The 18,322-nt window shown below is 65.0% G+C and carries 15 protein-coding genes; 5 read left to right on the forward strand and 10 right to left on the reverse strand.

All coding sequences use genetic code 11. The features are described 5' to 3' along the window. Nucleotides 1–249: 249 nt before the first annotated feature. The 3 genes from NKI06_RS13320 to NKI06_RS13330 are packed head-to-tail and all read right to left on the reverse strand — an operon-like array spanning nt 250 to nt 4,003. Complete coding sequence (locus tag NKI06_RS13320) at nt 250–2,550, reverse strand: xanthine dehydrogenase family protein molybdopterin-binding subunit (RefSeq protein WP_352985681.1); 2,301 nt, start codon at nt 2,548–2,550, stop codon at nt 250–252. Next, nucleotides 2,547–3,530 (reverse strand): FAD binding domain-containing protein, encoded by a 984-nt coding sequence (locus tag NKI06_RS13325; protein WP_352985683.1) that lies wholly within the window; start codon nt 3,528–3,530, stop codon nt 2,547–2,549. The genes NKI06_RS13320 and NKI06_RS13325 overlap by 4 nt, the downstream gene beginning before the upstream one ends. Next, entirely contained in the window at nt 3,527–4,003 is a 477-nt protein-coding gene (locus NKI06_RS13330; protein WP_352985685.1) for a (2Fe-2S)-binding protein, read from the reverse strand. Before NKI06_RS13330 ends, NKI06_RS13325 begins: the two co-directional genes overlap by 4 nt. 434 nt (nt 4,004–4,437) lie before the next feature. Between NKI06_RS13330 and NKI06_RS13335 the strand changes: the two genes are divergently transcribed. Further along, nucleotides 4,438–5,055, forward strand: a complete 618-nt coding sequence (locus tag NKI06_RS13335; protein ID WP_023709407.1) for a TetR/AcrR family transcriptional regulator — start codon at nt 4,438–4,440, stop codon at nt 5,053–5,055. A gap of 9 nt (nt 5,056–5,064) precedes the next feature. Here the strand turns inward: NKI06_RS13335 and NKI06_RS13340 are convergent, their stop codons facing one another. After that, nucleotides 5,065–7,158 (reverse strand): alpha/beta fold hydrolase, encoded by a 2,094-nt coding sequence (locus NKI06_RS13340; RefSeq protein WP_352985686.1) that lies wholly within the window; start codon nt 7,156–7,158, stop codon nt 5,065–5,067. 134 nt (nt 7,159–7,292) lie between these two features. Here NKI06_RS13340 and NKI06_RS13345 point away from each other — a divergent pair, with 134 nt between their 5' ends. Then, entirely contained in the window at nt 7,293–7,655 is a 363-nt protein-coding gene (locus NKI06_RS13345) for a hypothetical protein (protein WP_023733969.1), read from the forward strand. A gap of 24 nt (nt 7,656–7,679) precedes the next feature. Here NKI06_RS13345 and NKI06_RS13350 read toward each other — a convergent pair whose 3' ends face one another. The 3 genes from NKI06_RS13350 to NKI06_RS13360 all read right to left on the reverse strand — a co-directional run bounded on the left by NKI06_RS13350 (nt 7,680) and on the right by NKI06_RS13360 (nt 12,018). Then, a complete protein-coding gene (locus NKI06_RS13350; protein WP_352985688.1) occupies nt 7,680–7,985 on the reverse strand; it encodes a hypothetical protein in 306 nt (101 codons plus the stop codon). A gap of 14 nt (nt 7,986–7,999) precedes the next feature. Beyond that, the gene (locus NKI06_RS13355) at nt 8,000–10,549 is read right to left on the reverse strand and encodes a caspase family protein (RefSeq protein ID WP_352985690.1); all 2,550 of its coding nucleotides are present in this window, start codon (nt 10,547–10,549) and stop codon (nt 8,000–8,002) included. A gap of 233 nt (nt 10,550–10,782) precedes the next feature. Next, nucleotides 10,783–12,018 (reverse strand): ROK family protein, encoded by a 1,236-nt coding sequence (locus NKI06_RS13360; RefSeq protein ID WP_352510873.1) that lies wholly within the window; start codon nt 12,016–12,018, stop codon nt 10,783–10,785. 166 nt (nt 12,019–12,184) lie between these two features. Between NKI06_RS13360 and NKI06_RS13365 the strand changes: the two genes are divergently transcribed. From NKI06_RS13365 to NKI06_RS13375, 3 genes are all read left to right on the forward strand, one after another. Next, nucleotides 12,185–12,841 (forward strand): SGNH/GDSL hydrolase family protein, encoded by a 657-nt coding sequence (locus NKI06_RS13365; RefSeq protein ID WP_352510872.1) that lies wholly within the window; start codon nt 12,185–12,187, stop codon nt 12,839–12,841. 158 nt (nt 12,842–12,999) lie between these two features. Next, nucleotides 13,000–14,145 carry a sugar ABC transporter substrate-binding protein gene (locus NKI06_RS13370; protein ID WP_352810871.1) on the forward strand — a complete coding sequence of 382 codons (1,146 nt, stop codon included), beginning with the start codon at nt 13,000–13,002 and terminating at the stop codon, nt 14,143–14,145. A gap of 71 nt (nt 14,146–14,216) precedes the next feature. Beyond that, nucleotides 14,217–16,079 carry an ATP-binding cassette domain-containing protein gene (locus NKI06_RS13375; protein WP_352580046.1) on the forward strand — a complete coding sequence of 621 codons (1,863 nt, stop codon included), beginning with the start codon at nt 14,217–14,219 and terminating at the stop codon, nt 16,077–16,079. A gap of 18 nt (nt 16,080–16,097) precedes the next feature. On the opposite strand, the gene NKI06_RS13380 is transcribed toward NKI06_RS13375, so the two are convergent. The 3 genes from NKI06_RS13380 to NKI06_RS13390 form a co-directional block, all read right to left on the reverse strand. Further along, nucleotides 16,098–17,102, reverse strand: a complete 1,005-nt coding sequence (locus NKI06_RS13380; RefSeq protein WP_023693809.1) for a zinc-dependent alcohol dehydrogenase family protein — start codon at nt 17,100–17,102, stop codon at nt 16,098–16,100. Between the two features lie 48 nt (nt 17,103–17,150). After that, entirely contained in the window at nt 17,151–17,423 is a 273-nt protein-coding gene (locus NKI06_RS13385) for a hypothetical protein (RefSeq protein ID WP_023685488.1), read from the reverse strand. 86 nt (nt 17,424–17,509) lie between these two features. After that, complete coding sequence (locus NKI06_RS13390; RefSeq protein WP_023685489.1) at nt 17,510–18,262, reverse strand: DUF899 domain-containing protein; 753 nt, start codon at nt 18,260–18,262, stop codon at nt 17,510–17,512. Nucleotides 18,263–18,322 lie beyond the last annotated feature (60 nt).

Raw genomic sequence — 18,322 nt, forward strand, 5'->3', positions numbered from 1 at the left:
CGGCCCAACCGTCGTCTGCAAGCGATTCGTGTGTCATCGCAGTGTAGAATCACACCCGATTCCGCAGGGCAATACCTATCTTAGCGCCTATGCCCCTTGAGGGGAGATGCCCGGCAGGGCAGAGGGGGTCGGTCCGACCGGGCTCGACCTACTGCGGCGGAAGGAGGTTGGCGCTCTACGAGAGGCGACCCCCTCTGTCGCCTTCGGCGACATCTCCCCCTCAAGGGGGGAGATTACGCACGCCGCTTCCTAGATCAACTTCTCCAGCGTGATCGGCAAGTCCCGCACTCTTTTTCCCGTCGCATGGAACACCGCATTGGCGATCGCCGGCGCTACGCCGACGATGGCGAGTTCGCCGACACCCTTGCCGCCGAGCACAGAGGAGTGCAGGTCGGGAATGCCGACCGAGATGACCTCGATATCGGGGATGTCGGCATTGGTCGGCACCAGATAGTCGCCGAGATTGTTGTTGACGATGCGGCCATGCCTGCGGTCGACAATGCCTTCTTCGAGCAGCGCCTGGCCGATGCCCATGATGATGCCGCCCTTCCACTGGCTCTCGGCGAGTTTCGGGTTGTAGAGCCGGCCGGAATCCAGCGCCGATACCACGCGCGACACGCGCACCGTGCCGAAATCCTCGTCGACGCGCACCTCGATGAAATGCGCGCACCAGGAGTGGCGCGAATAGTCGCCCTCGGTGTGCGGCAGTGCCGCCGCGATGGTGGTGTAGTTCTTGTAGCGATCGGCGGCCGTCGAGTTCGCCGGCATGGTGTCGCCTGTGGCCTCGATGCGGTCGCGGCCGACGCTGGCCAGCAGGTCGGCGATCGAGACATCGGGACCATCGCCGCGCGGCGACCTGATGCGGCCATTGGCGACGACCAGCGTGTTGGCCTGCAGCGCGTGGAAGGGCGAGCGCGAATCGCTGATCGCCAGACCAACCAGCTGGTCGAGCGCCGATGTCGCCGCCTTGTAGACCGCGCCCGTCATCACGCCGGCCAGCCGCGACCCGCCGGCTACGCCGGCGCGGGGATACCGGGAATCACCGAGCTTCACCACGACCTGGTCGGCCGCCACGCCGACCGTTTCGGCCGCCGTCTGCGCCAGGATCGTGTAGGTGCCCTGGCCCATGTCGATCGAGGAGCTTTCGACCTCGACCGAGCCGTTGGCAAGGATACGCACGATGGCCTCGCCGTAAGCGCGCCGCACCGGATAGGTGCCGGCGGCGACGCCCCAGCCGATCAGCTGGTTGCCATCGCGCATCGAACGCGGTTTGGGCGTGCGCTGGGCCCAGCCGAAGCGTTCGGCGCCAGCCGCGAAAGCCTCGCGCAACTGCCGCGTCGACCAGGCCTTTTTTGCGTGCGGATCCTGCTCGGCGTAATTCCTCAGCCGGATCTCCAGCGGATCGATGCCGACCTCGTAGGCGAGCTCGTCAATGGCGCTTTCGATGCCGAAGGCGCTAGGGTTTTCGCCCGGCGCGCGCATGGCGCCGGGCACCACCGAATTCACCCGCACGACATTCTGCTTCGAGGAGAAGTTGGGCGTCGCATACATGATCGAGGTGACCACGCCCAACGGCTCGACCCACATGCCGTCGATCGACGTTTCATTGACGCCGCGATGCACGATCGACTGGATTTTTCCGTCACGGTCGGCGCCGATCGTCACCGTCTGGCGGGTCGCGGAGCGGCCGCCATAGCCGGTAAAAGTCTGCGGCCGAGTCATGACCACCCTCACGGGCCGTCCCAGCATCTTGGCTGCGGCAGCCGCTACCGCGCCGTGGCCGAGCGCCAGCGCCTTGGAGCCGAAGCCGCCACCGATATAGGGCGAGACCAGCCGTACATTTTCGAACGGCACGCCGAACCATTCGGCATAGGTGCGGGCCATACCGTCGAGCCACTGGCTCGGTTCCCACACGGTCAGCCGGTCGCCCTCCCAGCGGGCGATGAGGCCATGCGGCTCCATCGGCGCCTGGTATTCGCGCGGCGTGTTATAGGCGCCGCAGACGCGCACCGGGGCAGCGGCGAAAGCGGCCTGCGCATCGCCCCATTCCTTGGTCATGGCGGCGATCGGAATGCCGTCGCCCGCCTTGGCGTCGCTGAGGTCGACGATGGCCGGAGTCTCGTCATAGCTGACCTTGACCAGGGCTGCGGCCGCAACGGCCTGCTCGAAGGTCTCCGCGATGACCGCGGCGACATGCTGGCCCGAAAAGGTGATATCGCGCGCCAGCGGGCAGTAGGGCTTGTCCGGCGGCGGTGTGCCGAACCAGTCCGATGCAGTCTTCAGCGGCATGATGGTGTCCGGCGTCAGCACCTTGAGCACACCAGGTGCCGCCTCGGCGGCTGACGTGTCGATCGAGCGCACCTTGCCTGACGCGATCGTGCTTTCGACCAGGACGCCGTAGGTTAGCCCGTCGAGCTGCTGCTCGACGGCGTATTTTGCCGCACCGGTAATCTTGGCCGGGCCGTCGACGCGCGACAGCCGCCCGCCAACCTGATCGGCAGTGCCGTCCGAAGCGTCGCCGTGCCGTGTCTTCGGGTCGTGAATGGTCATGACATGGCTCCCGTCTTGAGGATGGCGCGGGCAACGACGCGCGGCGCCAGTTCGATCTTGTAGTGGTTGGCGCCGTGGTCGATCGCCCCTTCCATGGCGAGCAAGCTGGCTGCCCGCACCCTGTCTTCGCTGAGCACCTTGCCCTTCAACGCCGCTTCCACGGCATGCGCCCGCCACGGCTTCGTCGCGACGCCGCCCAGCGCGACGCGCAGGTCGCGAATGGTGCGGCCATCGGCTTCGAAGTCGATGCCGACCGCGGCGCTTGCAGCGGCGAACTCGTAGGACTGCCGGTCGCGAACCTTGAGATAGGTCGACCGCCGGGCGGCGGCTGAAGCCGGGATGCTGATGGCCGTGATCATCTCGCCCGGTTGAATGGCATGTTCCCTGTCGGGCGTGGCGCCGGGCAGGAGAAAGAAGTCGTCGACGGCAACCTGGCGTTCGCCAAGATGAACCACGGCGTCGAAGGCGACCAGCGCGGTGGCGAGGTCACCGGGATACATGGCGATGCAGGCGTCGCTGGTGCCGAGCACGGCATGGCCGCGGGTGACGCCGCCGATCGCCGAGCAGCCGCTGCCGGCCGAGCGCTTGTTGCAGGCGGAAAAACTCGCGGGATCGCGGAAATAGGGGCAGCGCGTGCGCTGCATCAGATTGCCGCCGATGGTCGCCATGTTGCGCAGTTGCGCGGAAGCCGCCTGCCACAGCGCTTCGGAGACCGCGGGAAAGCGGCTCTTGATCTCGGCATGGTCGGCGACGTGGCTCATCTTGGCCAGCGCGCCGATCATGGCGCTGTCAGCGTCGACCTTGATGGCGTCGAGCCCTTTGAGATGGGTGATGTCGACAAGGCTGTCGGGTTCGGCAACGCCGCATTTGGCGAGATCGACCAGCGTCGTGCCGCCGGCAAGCAGCATGGCCCGGGGCAGGGCGGCAGCTTGGCGTGCGGCATCGATGCTATGGGCGCGAACGTAGGAAAAATCCCTCATGACGCCACCTCCAGTGCCGCCTGGCGCACGGCGGCAACGATATGCGGATAGGCGCCGCAGCGGCACAGATTGCCGGCCATGTATTCGCGGATCTCGTCATCCGAGCCGGCATGGCCCTCGCGGATGCACGCCACCGCCGACATGATCTGTCCCGGCGTGCAGTAACCGCACTGGAAAGCATCCTGGTCGAGGAAAGCAGCCTGAACCGCGTTAAGCGTGCCGTCGTCGCCGGCCAACCCTTCGATGGTGGTGATCTCGCGGCCTTCGACCTGTGCTGCAAGCGTCAGGCAGGCGAGCACGCGCTGTCCCTCGACATGCACCGTGCAGGCGCCGCACTGGCCCTGGTCGCAACCCTTCTTGGTGCCGGTCAGGTTAAGACGGTCGCGTAAGGCGTCGAGCAACGTGACGCGCGGCTCGACCTGCAGTTTATGGTCGTGCCCGTTGATGGTGAGGTGGATGGTCTGGCTGGTCATGGGCGTCTGGCTCCAGTTGCTTGACGCCAGGGGAATGAAATGGCGTCCGGGTAGGAGAGGGCAAGGGCGGTGCGCCTAATCTCCCCCCTTGTGGGGGAGATGCCCGGCAGGGCAGAGGGGGGCGCGAAGGAATGCGACGTTCCCGATTTACATGCGTCGAAATAGACCTTTCCAAGCGGGTGTTGGTCGGCGGGACAGCGCTCCCTCTGTCCTGCCGGACATCTCCCCCACGAGTGGGGAGATTGGCAGCTCTGCCGCCCCAACTCTCCAGCGGGCAGGGGATGCTTCAGTCTTCACAATCTCAACACGTGACATACCGGCTCCCCTGATTATATGATAAGACTGCTCCACTAAAACGGAGGCGCCTCCGTTTATCTAGTTGGGGGCTTACCCCTTTGGGTTCAAGCCCCCATATATCGACAGTGGAGAAAAAATTGACCGAGCAGTCGCAAGCAATTGCCGACGAGAAGCGCGAAGCCGCAGCGCCAAGGCCGCTGCGCGCCGATGCGCAGCGCAACCGCGACCGGCTGGTCGAGGTTGCGGCAGCGGCCTTTGCCGAGCACGGTGTCGATGCCTCGCTGGAGGAGATCGCGCGCCAGGCCGGCGTCGGCATCGGCACGCTCTACCGGCATTTCCCAACCCGCGAGCATCTGGTCGAAGTGGTCTACCGGCGTGAAGTCGAGGCGCTCTGTGCGGCGGCCGATGACCTCGCCAGCCACCATTCGGCCGACATGGCGCTGGAACAGTGGATGCAGCGCTTCGTCGACTACATCGCCACCAAGCGCGGCCTGGCGGCCAGCCTGCGCATCCTGTTCAACACCAATTCCGCCGTGTTCTCCGACATGTCGGGCCGGGTGTCGCTGGCCTTGCGGCAACTGGTCGAGGCGGCGGTGGCCGAAGGCTCGATCCGCAGCGACGTCGACGCCTCCGATGTGCTGCACGCACTCGGCGGCATCTACTCGGCCCCCGACACCAAGGACTGGCGCGACCGCTCGCGCCGGCTGGTCAAGCTGCTGATGGACGGGCTCCGGTTCGGGGCAGGGAAGAGGTGACCTAGCGGCTCAAGCCGAACCGACCGCATAGAACGGAAACGCGCCGGGCAGCCCGCTTGCCGCCATTTCGCCACGCTCCTCGAACCGCAGGCCGGAGCCGACCACGAGATCGCGCACCGTCCTTGATGCGATGATTTCGCCCGGCCGCGCATGGTCAAGCAGACGCGATGACAGTTCGATCGCCGCGCCTGAAAATTGATGGCCCCGCTGCTCGCACTCGCCGATATGCACCGCCGAGCGGACCTCGACACCGGATTGCCGCAAGCGATCGCGGATGGCGATCGCGCACTGGATCGACCGCGTTGGCCGCTGGAACACCGCGAGCACCTTGCCGTCCGATCGGCTGATCTCTCTGCCTTCGGCCGCGAGGAGTTCGCCACGGAGCGCTTCGGCGTGCCGCTCGGCCGGGTCGATGCCGAAAGGCGAGCCCGTCATATCGAGGGACAGCACCGACACAAGCAGCCGTTCGCCTGGGGCCGCCGGCAAGGCGCCGGTGACGAAAGCCTGGATCTCGTCGACGATCCGATCGGAATTCTCGCCCCAGATGACGTGGTCGCGGCCGGCGAACTCAATGTATCGGGCGCCCTCGATGTGCGTCGCCAGGTAACGTCCTTCTTCCCGCTTCACCCAGCCGTCGCCAGTCGTCTGCATGATCAGTGTCGGAACATGGACAGCAGGCAGAATGTCGCGAACATCGATTTCGGCTCCCCAGCGCCACAGGGCGATCGCGTCGGCGGGCGAGGCAGAATTCCTGAGATAGGCGGCGAACCATTCTGTCTCGAACGTGTCGCTCATCAGACTGGGCGCCGCGTTGCTCATATCCGCCGCCGCTCCCCATTCTTTCTCGACGATCGCCAGATCCTCTTCCACCTGCTCGCTTGTCTTCGCCCACGGATAGTCTTGTGACCACCTGCCGCGGGCGTAGGCCCCATTGAGCACGAGTGCCGCTGTGCGCTCGGGATAGGTCGCCGCGAACAGCATGCACATCGGGCCGCCCTCGGAGCTGCCGAAAAGCACCGTGCGCTTCGAGCCAACCGCATCCAGCACTGCCCGCACATCTTCCATCCGCTCTTCCAGGGTCGGCAGACCGACATTGCGGTCCGAGAGCCCGGTGCCGCGCTTGTCCATGCGGATTAGGCGCGAGAAAGTGCCGAGCCGCCGGTGCACATGCGAAAGCCGCGGCGAGCCCCAGGCGTGGTCGAGGTTGGAGACCCATCCCGGCACATGGATCAGGTCGACCGGACCGTCGCCGGTCACCTGATACGCGATGTTGATCCCGGCCGATTTGACATAGTGGGTCGGGGGGGCTGCGAGTTCGTGGCTGAAGCCGGTAGCGTCATCCGCATCAGTCGTGGGTGGCCGTGCCGGCGCCATTGTGCGGCGTGTGCGCAGCGTCTCGAACAATTGCCGCGTCTCCGGCTCCGGCTGCAGCTTGAGATCGCGTAGAAGCGCGGTGCGGCAGTGCTCATATTGCTTCAGCGCGAGATTGGTCCTGCCTTGCGCCGCATAGGCGCGCATCAGGGCACGGTGGACATCCTCCCTCAACGGGTCCATGGCCAGCAGGCGCGCCGCCGCGCGCACGCATGCGGCAGGATCGTTCGTCGCTGCATAATGCGCGACGAGCCTGTCGAGCGCCGCGACGGCCAGTGCCCGCAGCCGCTCGCGTTCGATCCTCAGCCAGTCCTCGAATGGCTCCTCCTTCAGGCCGAAGCCGTCGAGCAGGTCGCCGCGGTAGACATTGAGCGCCAGTTCGAGATCTTCGGGTGCCGGGCTGGCGACCAGCGCCTCGAACCGCGCGACGTCGAAATCAAGGCCGTCGAGATGCAGAGCGACGCTGTTGCCATCGGTGAGGAAGCGGCCGCCGCCGCACGTCTGCATGGCCTTCCTGACAGACGATACCGCTTGCCGCAGGCTCATTCGCGCCTGCGCCTCGCTGTTGATGCCCCAGAGCAGGGTCGCCAGCTTCTCGCGCGACTGCGAATGCCCCGACTGCAGCGCGAGATAGGCGACCATCGCACGCGCCTTGCGGCTGATGGCTGGAACCGTGGCCCCGACGCCAGCAAAGTCGAAACCACCCAGCAGGTGAAGATAAGGTCCGGTCATCGGATCCGCCACGGTCACAGCGCGACGACGATCCGCTCAAGCTCGGTCCATTTCAACACTTATTCCGCCGCCGAGGCGCTTTTCACGATTCCATCACGCAGGTTCCCACGCGTTGCTCACGGCGCTTGAGGAGATTGTTCGCACTGGATCTGTTTTCGCAGGAGGATACCGTGCATCACCCTAGCCCGACCGAGTGGCCCATCTGGCATGACGACCCCGGGCGCGACCGGCAGGAGCTTGGCGCACCATCGCGTCACGATGTTGCGCTGGCCCGCTATCTCGAAACACAACAGGCCCATCGGGCATTGGCGGCTCGCAGACTCGATCCGGCGGCGGTCGTGGCCTCTGCACTGGCAGCGTTCGTCCGCTGCCTTTTCCGTGCAGCGCTGCGCCGAATTGTCCGCTGGCCAACCGATGCCGCGACAGGGATGGACGATTTCGGCTTGACGTTGTCCAAGGCTCATGCGGATCTTAGCAAGACCCTTTGGGGCCGCTGAGTGCAGCGCCCTTGGTCGACGATCTCATCCCCAACCGCCGCCGCCGCCGCCAGCCCCACCGCCTCCGCCGCTACCGCCGAGAGCGGGAATGACGGGCGGCTTTTGCGGGATCTCCTCGGCCGGCTTGATCACTTTGCCGGTGGCCGCCTTCTTGAATCTGACCACCTTTGGCTGAGGTGCTACGCGAACCACTTTGCGATGGTTCACCGGCGGCGCCGGCTCAAACATCGGCGACACCGAGGTGCAGCCCATGAGCCCAGCCAGAACGCCGGATAGAATTATCCCGATGAATGCCTGCCCGAATGTCTGCTTGAATGCCTTGCCCACCATGGCCTCCTTATTGTTCAGAACAAATCCCGACGCGGATTGGCTTCTTCCCAGACCCCCCGGGCCGCATTGACCAGTTGCGTGTCCAGCGAACCGGACGCGGGAATCTTCGACTTGAGCTCTCGACGCAGGGCGTCCAAAGCTGCCGTTTTCGGCTTGGTGCCGAACTGCGCCAGGCCCTTTTTGGCGTCCGGCAGCTCCTTGCGCAGATCGAGCGCGACGGCGAATGCCAGGAAGCGCACCGCGACAGCCTGATCGGCCTTGTCGCCTTTCGCCATTTCAAGCGCCGCGCGATCATAGGCGCTCGACGGATCGCCGCGCGTGGTCGCCAGTTCGAACAGCCTTTGCGCTTCCGCCGGGTCCTGGCGCACACCGGCGCCATCCCTGTACATGCGGGCGAGGCTGCCGGGCGCGTAGGGCTGGCCAAGATCGGTGGCCTGCTGGAACAGGGCCTGCGCCGTCTTCGGATCCTTGTCGATGCCCTGGCCGGCGAGGTAATTGCGGCCGAGCAGGTTCATCGAATACATGTCTTGGCGCTGCACCCCCGCTTGCAGGAAGGCGACGGCGCGGGCCGGATCGGCAGGCACGCCATTGCGGCCCTCGGTGAAGATGGCGGCAAGATCGTTCATGGCATAGGTGTGCCCCATGGCCGCCGCCTTGAGCAGCAGGTCGAGGCCCTTGGCCGTATCGCGGTTGACGCCATAGCCATTGAACAGCGCGCGTCCCCACGAGGTCATACCGTAAGGATCACCCTTGTCGGCGGCAGCCTTGTAGAGAGCGTTGGCCTGGGTGCGGTCTATGGTCGTTCCGGTTCCGGTTGCGTTGAGATAGCCGAGTTCGAAGACGGCGCGCACATGGCCTTTCTTGGCGGCGTCCTCGATGGCTGTCCTGGCCTCTCTAACCTGGCCTGCCGCAAGCAGGGCGCGGCCGAGCTCGTAGTGGAAGCGGGCGACGTCTGGATAGGTTTTCACGGCCGCCTCGCAGGCTGCCACCGCACCGGCGCCGATCTCGTTCGGCAGCAGGCCGGGCACCACCCCTTGCAGGTCGAGAGGCTCGCCGGCGGCGGTATCGCAGGCATCGACCGTCGGCGACAGCTTCATTGTCGCGGGCTTAGCCGAGCTGCTGTCGGCCCGGATTTCGAAGCCGACCTCGACCGGCGCGCCGGCGCCGATCTGCGGCTCGTAACGGAGATGGTCGACTTCACCGGCCAGAAGGCTGGATTGCGGCGACAAGGTTCGATCAGGCAATGACAGCGTTCCCGTTGCCGGATACCCCGTGACCTTCAGGCTGACCGCCGGATCGTCGGTGGGGAAATCCAGATTGAGCGCGACCGGGCCGACGCCGACGGGAATATCAAGCTTGCGGTTCTCGATTGCTTCGGCAGCGCCGGTGATGTGGATGCCGCGCTCCAGCACCTGCTGCTTCTGCTCGGCCTCGAGCGAAGCCATGATCTGCTGACCCGCCGCACCTTCGCCGCTCTTGACGCGGAACACCAATATGCCCTGGCTCCCGCCGCCCCAATTGTCATGCGTGGCATAGGCCAGCATATCCACCTCGTCCTGCGTGGCGGCCCCTTTGGGGACATCCATTTGCAGGCGCGGCAGGTCCTTGCCGGCGATCGGTTCGCCCACCGCGACGTCTTTGCCGTCCAGCACCAGACGGCCCATTGCCGGCGGACGTTCGATGCTGACGCTGATAGCGCCGCCATCGACATCGACCGGCTCCGGCAGGCCGAGAGCGACAGGACCGACCCCCGAGAGCACTACCTTCTCCAGCACTGGCGGCAGCGAAGGCCGGTTGTTGCGGCGCACCAGCACCACGTCATCGATCAGCGAGGAATTTTCCCAGGGCACCTGCATGCCGTTGGTGGCCTGCACGACATCGCGGCGCACCGCCGACATGACCGTGCGGATCTCCTGGTTCGGCGCCAGCGCGCGCCGCGAAAAGGCCGATGAAAACGGGCTGAGGTCGCCGCTGCCGTCATAGGCGACCGCGCCTGGTTCGGTGGCGAAGGCAATCAGCGTGTTGAGCGAGCTTCGCACCTGCGCCAGCCCGGTATTGCCGGCGGTGACAAGCTGGTCGCGCAGCCAGTAATTGTTGCGCGGGAAGGGGTTGTTGCGGCAGGCATCGAGGATGATCACCTGGATCTTCGACTTCGAGCGCAGCTGCTCCAGCACGTCGTTGAGCTTGATGGCCTGGACCTCGATGTCGGCCGCCTTCTTCAACGAGGCGTCGACGGGTATCAGGAAATTCTCGCCGCCGATCTGAAAGCCGTGCCCGGAATAGTAGACGACGGCGAGATCGGCGCCGTCGGCGGCGGCCAGATAGTCCCGGAACTGGCCTTCGAACTGCTGCTTGGTGAGATTCTCGGCGACGAAAACCTCGAAGCCCGCCAGCCGGAACGTGGCCGATACATCCTGGGCATCCTTGGCCGGGTTCTTCAGCGCCGGGATGTCGCGATAATCGGAATTGCCGATGACGAGCGCGACCCTTCGATCGGCGCAGGCCTCAAAGCTTGTGAGGCCGGCAAGGATGAAGGCCGCGATGAATCCGCAAAGTCGGAGCATGACAAAACTCCTGGTCGCGGCCTGACGCCGACGAGAACACCGCTTGCGGCATCAAGGTCCGTTGAGAGTATGCAACCTGCCACAGCATAAAGTGAAAGGCCCGTCACCGCCAGACCATGGCAGGCGATTTCTTTCGGCGTCGACCGACCGCAGGGTGCAAGTAGCACGCGCTTCACGAGCAGGTATGTGACAAGTCTCACAGTTCGAAATGCCTGGTGCCGGCGGCTGCGCGCCTATTCCTTGAAGAGCAATTCCTTGTCGTTCGAATATTTCACCAGCAACGGAATGCTGGCGCCGCCGATAACGGGGCCGAGATGGCCAAACGTCCCCTCGATGACGGAGAACGGCTCGGGGCGATCGACAAGGATCCGTGCCAGCTTTCTGCGCATGGCCTTGGCGATCTCCTTGCGCACGCCATTCGGTATGGCGCCGTCGATCACCACATTGTCGATGTCGAGCAAGGCAACGGCACTGCGGGCGGCATAGGCAAGCCCGTCCGAAACCTCATCGATCCACGCGGTGAGCGGCTCTCCAAGGTCGCCCCAGTTGTCGGGCGACGACCAGATGCGGCCGGCGCCCTCGTCCCCATTGTCCTGGTCGTTGAGCTTGCCGGCCAGCGAATGCAGCGAAGCGACGCGCAGCAGCGGGGTCATCCGGTCGCCCTTGCGCCCCGGCGCGGGCACCGGCATGTCGCCCAGCGCCCCGGCCAGCTTGTTGCGGCCGGGGAACAAGTGATGATCGAGCACCAGGCCGCCGCCGATGAAGTGCCCGACATAGGCATAGAGAAAGTCGGCGCGCGATCCGCCGGCGCCAAACATCAGTTCGGCCGCGGCCGACACCGTGGCGTCGTTGTAGAGGAACACCGGCCAGTCGAACGCCCGGTCCAGTTCGGCGCGAATGTCGATTTCCCTCCAGGCATCCAGCCTGCTCGCCGGCACCGCGCCCTCTTCGCTCAGGTTCCACTGATGGAATGGCGAGGCGATGCCAAGACCCGCGATGCGGTCTTGCTCTATCGATCTGTGCTTGCGGCACATGCGCGCGATGGCGCCCTTGGCGAATTTCATCACCTCGACGGGCGTCGGATAGTCGAACAGTGTGCGTTCGAACGCCATCACGTCGCCGACGAAATTGACCAGGGCGACATCGGCGCTGCGATGGTCGACCTTGAGGCCGAAGGCGTACGCGGCTTTCGGGTTCAACGCATAGGGAACCGAGGGTTGCCCCAGCCGTCCGCGCAAAGGCTCCAGGCGCAGCAGCAGCTTGTTGTCGGCGGCGCGGTTGACGATGGTGGTGATGGTTTGCGCGGCCAGCCCGGTCAGCCGCGTCAAATCGGTCTTGGCCAGCTGCCCGTGCCGGCGGATGAGCGAGACGATCAGGCGTTCGTTGTAGATGCGGCTCTCGGCCTGCGTGGTTCCGCCGCTGCGGCCCTCGGCGATCTTTTCGAGACTGAAGAAGCTGGTGCCGGTCACGCTTTCCCCTGCGCAAGGAGGTTGGCCGCAAGGCGAGCCGATCAAAGCGCTGACGTAGCAATGCGGGCCTGGCAAGGCAACACTTAAATCCACCCGATGGAAAAATGTAGTTGACGCCGGCCGGCCTGCTGTCGTTCAAAGTATGCAAGCCTGGAGGAGCAATGCCGTGACGCAGACCCGGACCATCATGTGCTTTGGCGATTCCAATACCTATGGCGCCATTCCCACCCTGGCCCGCGTCGGACGGCACCGCTTCACGCCCGACCGCCGCTGGCCGGGCATCATGCGCCGCCAGCTCGGCAACGGATGGGATGTGATCGAAGAAGGGCAGGGCGGGCGCACCACCGTGCACGACGATCCGATCGAAGGTCTCCACAAGAACGGGCTCAAATCGCTCCCGGTGTGCCTGGAAACGCATATGCCGCTCGACCTCGTCATCCTGATGCTCGGCACCAACGATCTCAAGCATAGGTTCTCGGTAACGCCGAATGACGTCGCTGATTCCATTGAGATTTTGGCCAGAATTGTCCTGCGCAGCGAAGCTGGCCCCGCGGGCGTGGCGCCCGCGGTCCTGATAGTAGCGCCGCCGCCGATGCTGGAGGTCGACTGGTTCGGCCAGATGTTCCTGGGCGGCGCCGCAAAGTCGATGCACTTTGCCGGCCTGTTCCGCGATGCGGCCCGGCGCGCCGGCGCCGCGTTCTTCAACGCCGGCGACGTCGTCGAGTCGAGCGCGGTAGACGGCATTCACCTCGACAGCGACGCGCATCGCGTGCTCGGCACGGAATTGGCCAAAGTCGTCCAGTCGCTGATCGGCAAGGCGTGATCGCGTGGGCGAGTCACCCGACTATCTCTGATTAATTAATTCCACTGGAAAAAGTTTTGACTTGCGAGCGGGAAGGTGGGTATCTGGGGAGACTGGGAAGAGTAGCGACCGCGAGGCTTGCGATGCGCGGCAACAATCAACGACAGGGAGGAAGTAAAATGCGATCTGACAGGAACATGATGCTGGCGACGCTGCTCGGCGTTGCCGGTGTGCTCGCGGGCGGTACCATTCTGGCAAGCGCGCAGGACGGCCCGGCCGGGCTCACCAAGCCGGCGGTATTTGCGCCGTTCGATCCGAAGGCGCCGGCCTGCAGCCAACCGCCCGGCCTGAACAAGGTGCTGGCCTTCGCGCAGGATAACGAGCGTGAATTCATGCAGGGCGTCGACCGCGGCCTGGCCGCCGCCGCCAAGGATCGCGGGCTGGAATATCGCCGCGCGCTTGCCAACAATGACGCCGCCAAGGGGGTCGAGCAGGTGCAATTGTTTCTCGCCTCCAAGATCGGCGGTCTGGTGGCGGCGCCCGTGGACCCGGCCTCGATGAGCCGCAGCCTGCAGGAGCTTATCTGGTCGGGCGCCTATGTCGGCACCATCGTGCCGCCGCCAGCCACGTCGCTGCTCAATGCGCCGCAATACGAGACCGGCAAGGTGCTGGCCGAAGCGGCCGCAGCCTACATAAAGGAAAAGCTCGGCGGCAAGGCCAATGTCGTCATCCTGTCGCATGACAGCATGGAATTCCTGGCGCCGCGCTTTGCCGCCATGCGCGACATCTTCAAGGCAATGCCCGGTGTCACCATCGTCGCCGACATCTCACCCAATCCCGTCAACAAGGAAGGCGGCTTTGCCACGATGAGCACCATTCTCCAGGCCCATCCCGACGTCGATGTCGTGCTCGGCGCCGACACCGTCGTGCTCGGCGCGCTGGCTGCCCTGGAAGCGGCGGGCAAGGCGCGGCCGGACCAGTTCCTCGGCGGCATCGACGGCGAGCCGGAAGCGGTCGCCGCGATCAAGAAAGGCGGCGGTCCCTACAAGGCAAGCATCAGCCTGGCGTCGCCGGTCTTCGCTTATGCCATGGGCCAGCACGCGGCCGACTGGCTGGAGGGCAAGAGCATCCCGCAGGCGATGGATATCCTGCCGGTGGCGCTGACCAGCGACTACATGGCCCAGTACGAGGCCGACGTCGCCGACCCGGCCGCGGTCTACAAGGACCCGAAGCGCCGCGATATCTATCTCAGGATGTACGGCAACATCTGCTACGATACGCGCGACCAGTATGTGAATTTCCCCTGGTCATCCGAGGCAAAGTAGCGCCTGTTTTTCCCGCGCGATACGGGCGGTTCAGCCTGACCTGAAACCGCCCGCTTCAGTGAGAGGCAAGCATGAGCACAGACAGCCTTCGAACGGGGACGACACCGCTGCAAACGGGCCGGTTTTCATCCTTGCTGCCGGGCGTCAAGGCGCCGGGCGAAGCGTCTGGCCGCATCGGGCTGGCGCTGGTCGCGCTCGGCTTGATCGTCGCCTTCTCGCTGTTGAACAAATCGTTCTTCAGCCTCGACAATTTCGTCGTCATTGGCGTCAACTCGACCTCGATCCTGATCGCCGTGCTCGGCACCTCCGCGCTGCTGATCGCCGGCTATGTCGACCTCTCCATCGGCAGCATGGTCGCCCTGATCGGCATCATCACTGCCAAGGTCGCGGTGGCGACGCAGAGCGCGCTGCTGGCAATCTGCGTCGGCCTGGGTCTGGGCCTTTTGCTCGGTCTGCTCAACGGTCTGCTGGTGCGCAGGCTGAGCATCTCGCCGTTGATCGTCACGCTGGCGATGCTGGCGCTCTATGGCGGCCTTGCCTTCGTCGTCTCCAGCACCGCGGTCTATGGTTTTCCCGAGGCTCTGCTCGAATTGGGGCGGGGCAAGATCTTCGGCATCCAGTACACCGTGATCATCGCCGCGCTGGTCTTTGTCGCCGGAGCCTTTGTCCTGACCAGCACGGTCACCGGCTTGAGGCTCTACGCCATAGGCGGCGATCCGCGCGCAGCCGAACTCTGCGGCATTCCGGTGGGGCGCACGGTGGTCGGCCTCTACGCCTCCAATGGCTTGCTGATCGGTCTGGTATCGGTGCTGATCGCCGGCCGCCTCGGCAGCATCACGCCGACCATCGGCGTTCGCTTCGAGCTCGACGTGCTCACCGCCGCCATCCTAGGCGGCGTCGCTTTTTCCGGCGGCTCCGGCCGGCCGCTCGGCATCGCCATCGGCGTTGCCACCATCGGCATCCTCAATGCAGGACTGATCTTCGTCGGCCTGCAATCATGGTGGCAATCCATTTCGGTGGGAAGCATGCTGTTGCTGGCGTTGGTGGCCGACCAGGCTGCGATCGGTTTTCGCGGCCGGCGCGCTCGGGCCGCCGCGACCAACTTCGCGGTGGCGGACGATGGTGCCGTCGCCTCGGCCGGCCCTGCCGTGACGGAGGGCAATGGAGAAGCCCCGCAAGGTCCGGCATTCTCGATTGCCGACGCCCGCAAATCCTACGGCGCGCTGACGGCATTGGAAGAGGCGAGTTTCACGGTCGGCAAAGGCGAGATCGTCTGTCTGCTCGGCGACAATGGCGCCGGCAAGTCGACGCTGGTGAAGATTATTTCGGGCGCCATCCGGCCCGATGCCGGCGCGATGACCCTCGAGGGCCAGCCGATTTCCTTCAGGAGCCCGCAGGATGCACGCGGCGCCGGCCTGGAGACCGTCTATCAGGATTTGGCGCTCTGCCCGAACCTCAGCGTCGCCCACAATATGATCCTCGGGCGTGAGGAAACGCGGCGTTGGCTCGGTGTCTTCCCGGTTCGCGACGACCGAAAGGCCGCCGAGCAGTGTCGTGCCCGGCTTGCCGCGCTGGGCGTCACGCTTCGCGACGAAAACGTTCTGGTGCGCTCGCTGTCGGGCGGCCAGCGGCAGTCCATCGCCATTGCCCGCGCGCTTGCCGATCACGTCAAGCTTATCTGCCTCGACGAGCCCACCGCCGCGCTCGGCGTCAAGCAGACCGCGCAGGTCGTCAAGCTGATCCGTTCGATCGCCGCCAGCGGCACCGGCGTCATCCTGGTCACGCACGACCTGTCGACGGTCAGGGCGCTGGCCGACAGGATCGTCGTGCTCAGCCTCGGCAGGGTGGCTTACGACGGCTCGGCCAAACAGCTGACCGCCGATCAGCTCTGGGGCCTGATGGCAAGCGGGACGCTGGCGCCGGCCGCTGGGTAGGAATGCCGATCGCAGGATCTAAAGCTCGAGGCAGACCTTGCCGAAATGCCTTTGCGCTTCGTAGTGCCTGAAGGCGGCGGCGATATCCTGCAGTGGAAAGCTGCTGTCGATGACAGGCTTCAGGCGGTTGACCTCTATCGCACGGATCATGTCCTGCTGGTCGGCTTTGCTGCCGATGGAAATTCCGCTGATGCGGATCTGGTTTGAAAACAGCGCCGGGATTGAAACTTCTGCTGCAAAGCCGGTCAGGACGCCGATGAGTGCGATATGCCCGCCTGTCCGGCAGGCCGCTATCGACTGCGCCAGCGTCGCCGGTCCGCCGACCTCGATCACATGATCGACGCCGCGTCCGTCCGTCAGTTCCCTGGCCCTGCCGCCCCACTCCGGCACCGCCTTGTAGTTGATGACGCTGTCGGCCCCGAGTCGTCTGAGCTTCTCCAGCTTCTCTTCATCGGACGACGTGGCGATGACCCTTGCGCCGGCGGCCTTGGCAAATTGCAGCGCAAACAATGACACGCTGCCGGTGCCAAGGATCAGCACCGTGTCGCCGGGCTTTACCTTGCCGCATGTCACCAGGCCGCGCCAGGCGGTGACGCCCGTGCAGGTCAGCGTTGCCGCCTCGAGATGCGTATAGCCCGCCGGCGCCGTGGTGAAGGCCTGCGCCGGCATGCACACATACTCGCTGGCGAAGCCGTCGAAACTGTCTCCGGGAATGTCGCGGCTTGTATCGGATCTCATGTCGCTGGCCAGCCACCAGGGGTAGAAAACACTGACGACGCTGTCGCCCGGCTTGAACGTGTCGACGCCGTCACCGATGGCGATCACCTCGCCGGCGCCATCCGACAGCGGCACGCGGCCGTCGGCGAGCGGCACCTTGCCCTGTACGGCGAAATCGTCGCGCATGTTCAGCGCGCAGGCGCGAATCCTGACCAGCATTTCTCCCGGCCCAGGCCGGGGCTGATCCTCCTCGACCAGGTCTAGCTTGTCCAACCCGCCCGGCGCTCTCAGCCTGACCAGCTTCATAGTCTCTCTCCGACGTAAAGAGCGTTAGCATGGCGGCGGCGGTCCAGCCTATCGCCGGACCGGCCGGCCGGAAATCACGCGCAGCCAAGGCGCCAGATGGACGGCGCTCATCAAGAGATACATCAGCGGCATGCCGGTGAGCGGGGAGGCATCGGCCCCCAGGCACGACATGACGCCGTCGCCAGCGTGAATGCAGGTAAGCAGCGCCATCACGGCGAAAACAGGGGCCGCGGCGAGGCACAGCCAGTCGGCGGTGCGGAGAGAAACTGCATCGGAGCGTTGAGGGACCTCACTGCCGGTGCCTGTGCCGATATCGCTCATGGTCGTAATCCCTTGATGATCAATGCCCGGGTTTCCTGTCCCGTGAGGCACAGGAAACCAAGCTGGATGGGCGCCGCTCCAGGTCCTTACTTGCCGTCCTTGTTGCGGAACGCGGCTTCGCCGGCCGCCGACACTTCCTCCCACGTCTTGTCGGGTGCGGCGTCGTAATTGTCGTGCCAGTTCCACCAGCTGTAGAGCTCGGTCTGCGGATAGCCTTCGGGCGAATCCTCCCAGATTTCCTGGCGGCCGAGCGGCGTTGCGTCGAGGTAGCTCCAGACCGTGCCCATCTGCTCGTCGCCGCGGTTGTTGATGAAGTAGGTGCGATAGACTTTCTTGCCGTCCTGGATGAACACGTTGTGGCCGTGCCATTCGTCGACGCCGAAATCCTTGTCGAAACTGTCGGTGATTGTGTACCAGGGCATCTCCCAACCCATCCGCTGCTTCAAGCTGGCAATGTCGGCCTGCGGCGCGCGGGAGGCATAGGCAAGCGTGGTGTTGCGGGCGTTGAGATGGGCGAGATGGCCGACCTGGTCGGCGCCGAGCGAACAGCCGCGGCAGGCATGTTCGGGCCAGCCGTGGACGCCGGGTTCGTAGAAGGCGCGGTAGACGATCAACTGGCGCCGGCCCTCGAACAAATCGAGCAGGCTCGCTTTGCCGTTGGGACCTTCAAACACATAGGGCTTGTCTACTTCCATCCATGGCATGCGCCGGCGCTCGGCCGACAGCGCGTCCCTGGCGCGCATCGTTGCCTTTTCCTTCACCAGCATCTTTTCGCGCTCGGCTTCCCATTCCTGCCTTGAAACGACCGGTGGGGTCTTCATTGCCACGTGCTTGGTCATTGCTTGTTTCCTTTGCCAGTTGTTGAGCCGTTGTGGCTTGTCGTTGCCTGTTGATCGTGA

The organism is Mesorhizobium sp. M0772, from assembly GCF_040320135.1.
Lineage (GTDB): Bacteria > Pseudomonadota > Alphaproteobacteria > Rhizobiales > Rhizobiaceae > Mesorhizobium.

Coding starts and splice junctions, on each gene's coding strand:
- NKI06_RS13320 (WP_352985681.1), bottom strand. CDS start 2,550: ATGACCATTCACGACCCGAAGACACGGCACGGCGACGCTTCGGACGGC.
- NKI06_RS13325 (WP_352985683.1), bottom strand. CDS start 3,530: ATGAGGGATTTTTCCTACGTTCGCGCCCATAGCATCGATGCCGCACGC.
- NKI06_RS13330 (WP_352985685.1), bottom strand. CDS start 4,003: ATGACCAGCCAGACCATCCACCTCACCATCAACGGGCACGACCATAAA.
- NKI06_RS13340 (WP_352985686.1), bottom strand. CDS start 7,158: ATGACCGGACCTTATCTTCACCTGCTGGGTGGTTTCGACTTTGCTGGC.
- NKI06_RS13350 (WP_352985688.1), bottom strand. CDS start 7,985: ATGGTGGGCAAGGCATTCAAGCAGACATTCGGGCAGGCATTCATCGGG.
- NKI06_RS13355 (WP_352985690.1), bottom strand. CDS start 10,549: ATGCTCCGACTTTGCGGATTCATCGCGGCCTTCATCCTTGCCGGCCTC.
- NKI06_RS13370 (WP_352810871.1), top strand. CDS start 13,000: ATGCGATCTGACAGGAACATGATGCTGGCGACGCTGCTCGGCGTTGCC.
- NKI06_RS13375 (WP_352580046.1), top strand. CDS start 14,217: ATGAGCACAGACAGCCTTCGAACGGGGACGACACCGCTGCAAACGGGC.
- NKI06_RS13380 (WP_023693809.1), bottom strand. CDS start 17,102: ATGAAGCTGGTCAGGCTGAGAGCGCCGGGCGGGTTGGACAAGCTAGAC.
- NKI06_RS13385 (WP_023685488.1), bottom strand. CDS start 17,423: ATGAGCGATATCGGCACAGGCACCGGCAGTGAGGTCCCTCAACGCTCC.
- NKI06_RS13390 (WP_023685489.1), bottom strand. CDS start 18,262: ATGACCAAGCACGTGGCAATGAAGACCCCACCGGTCGTTTCAAGGCAG.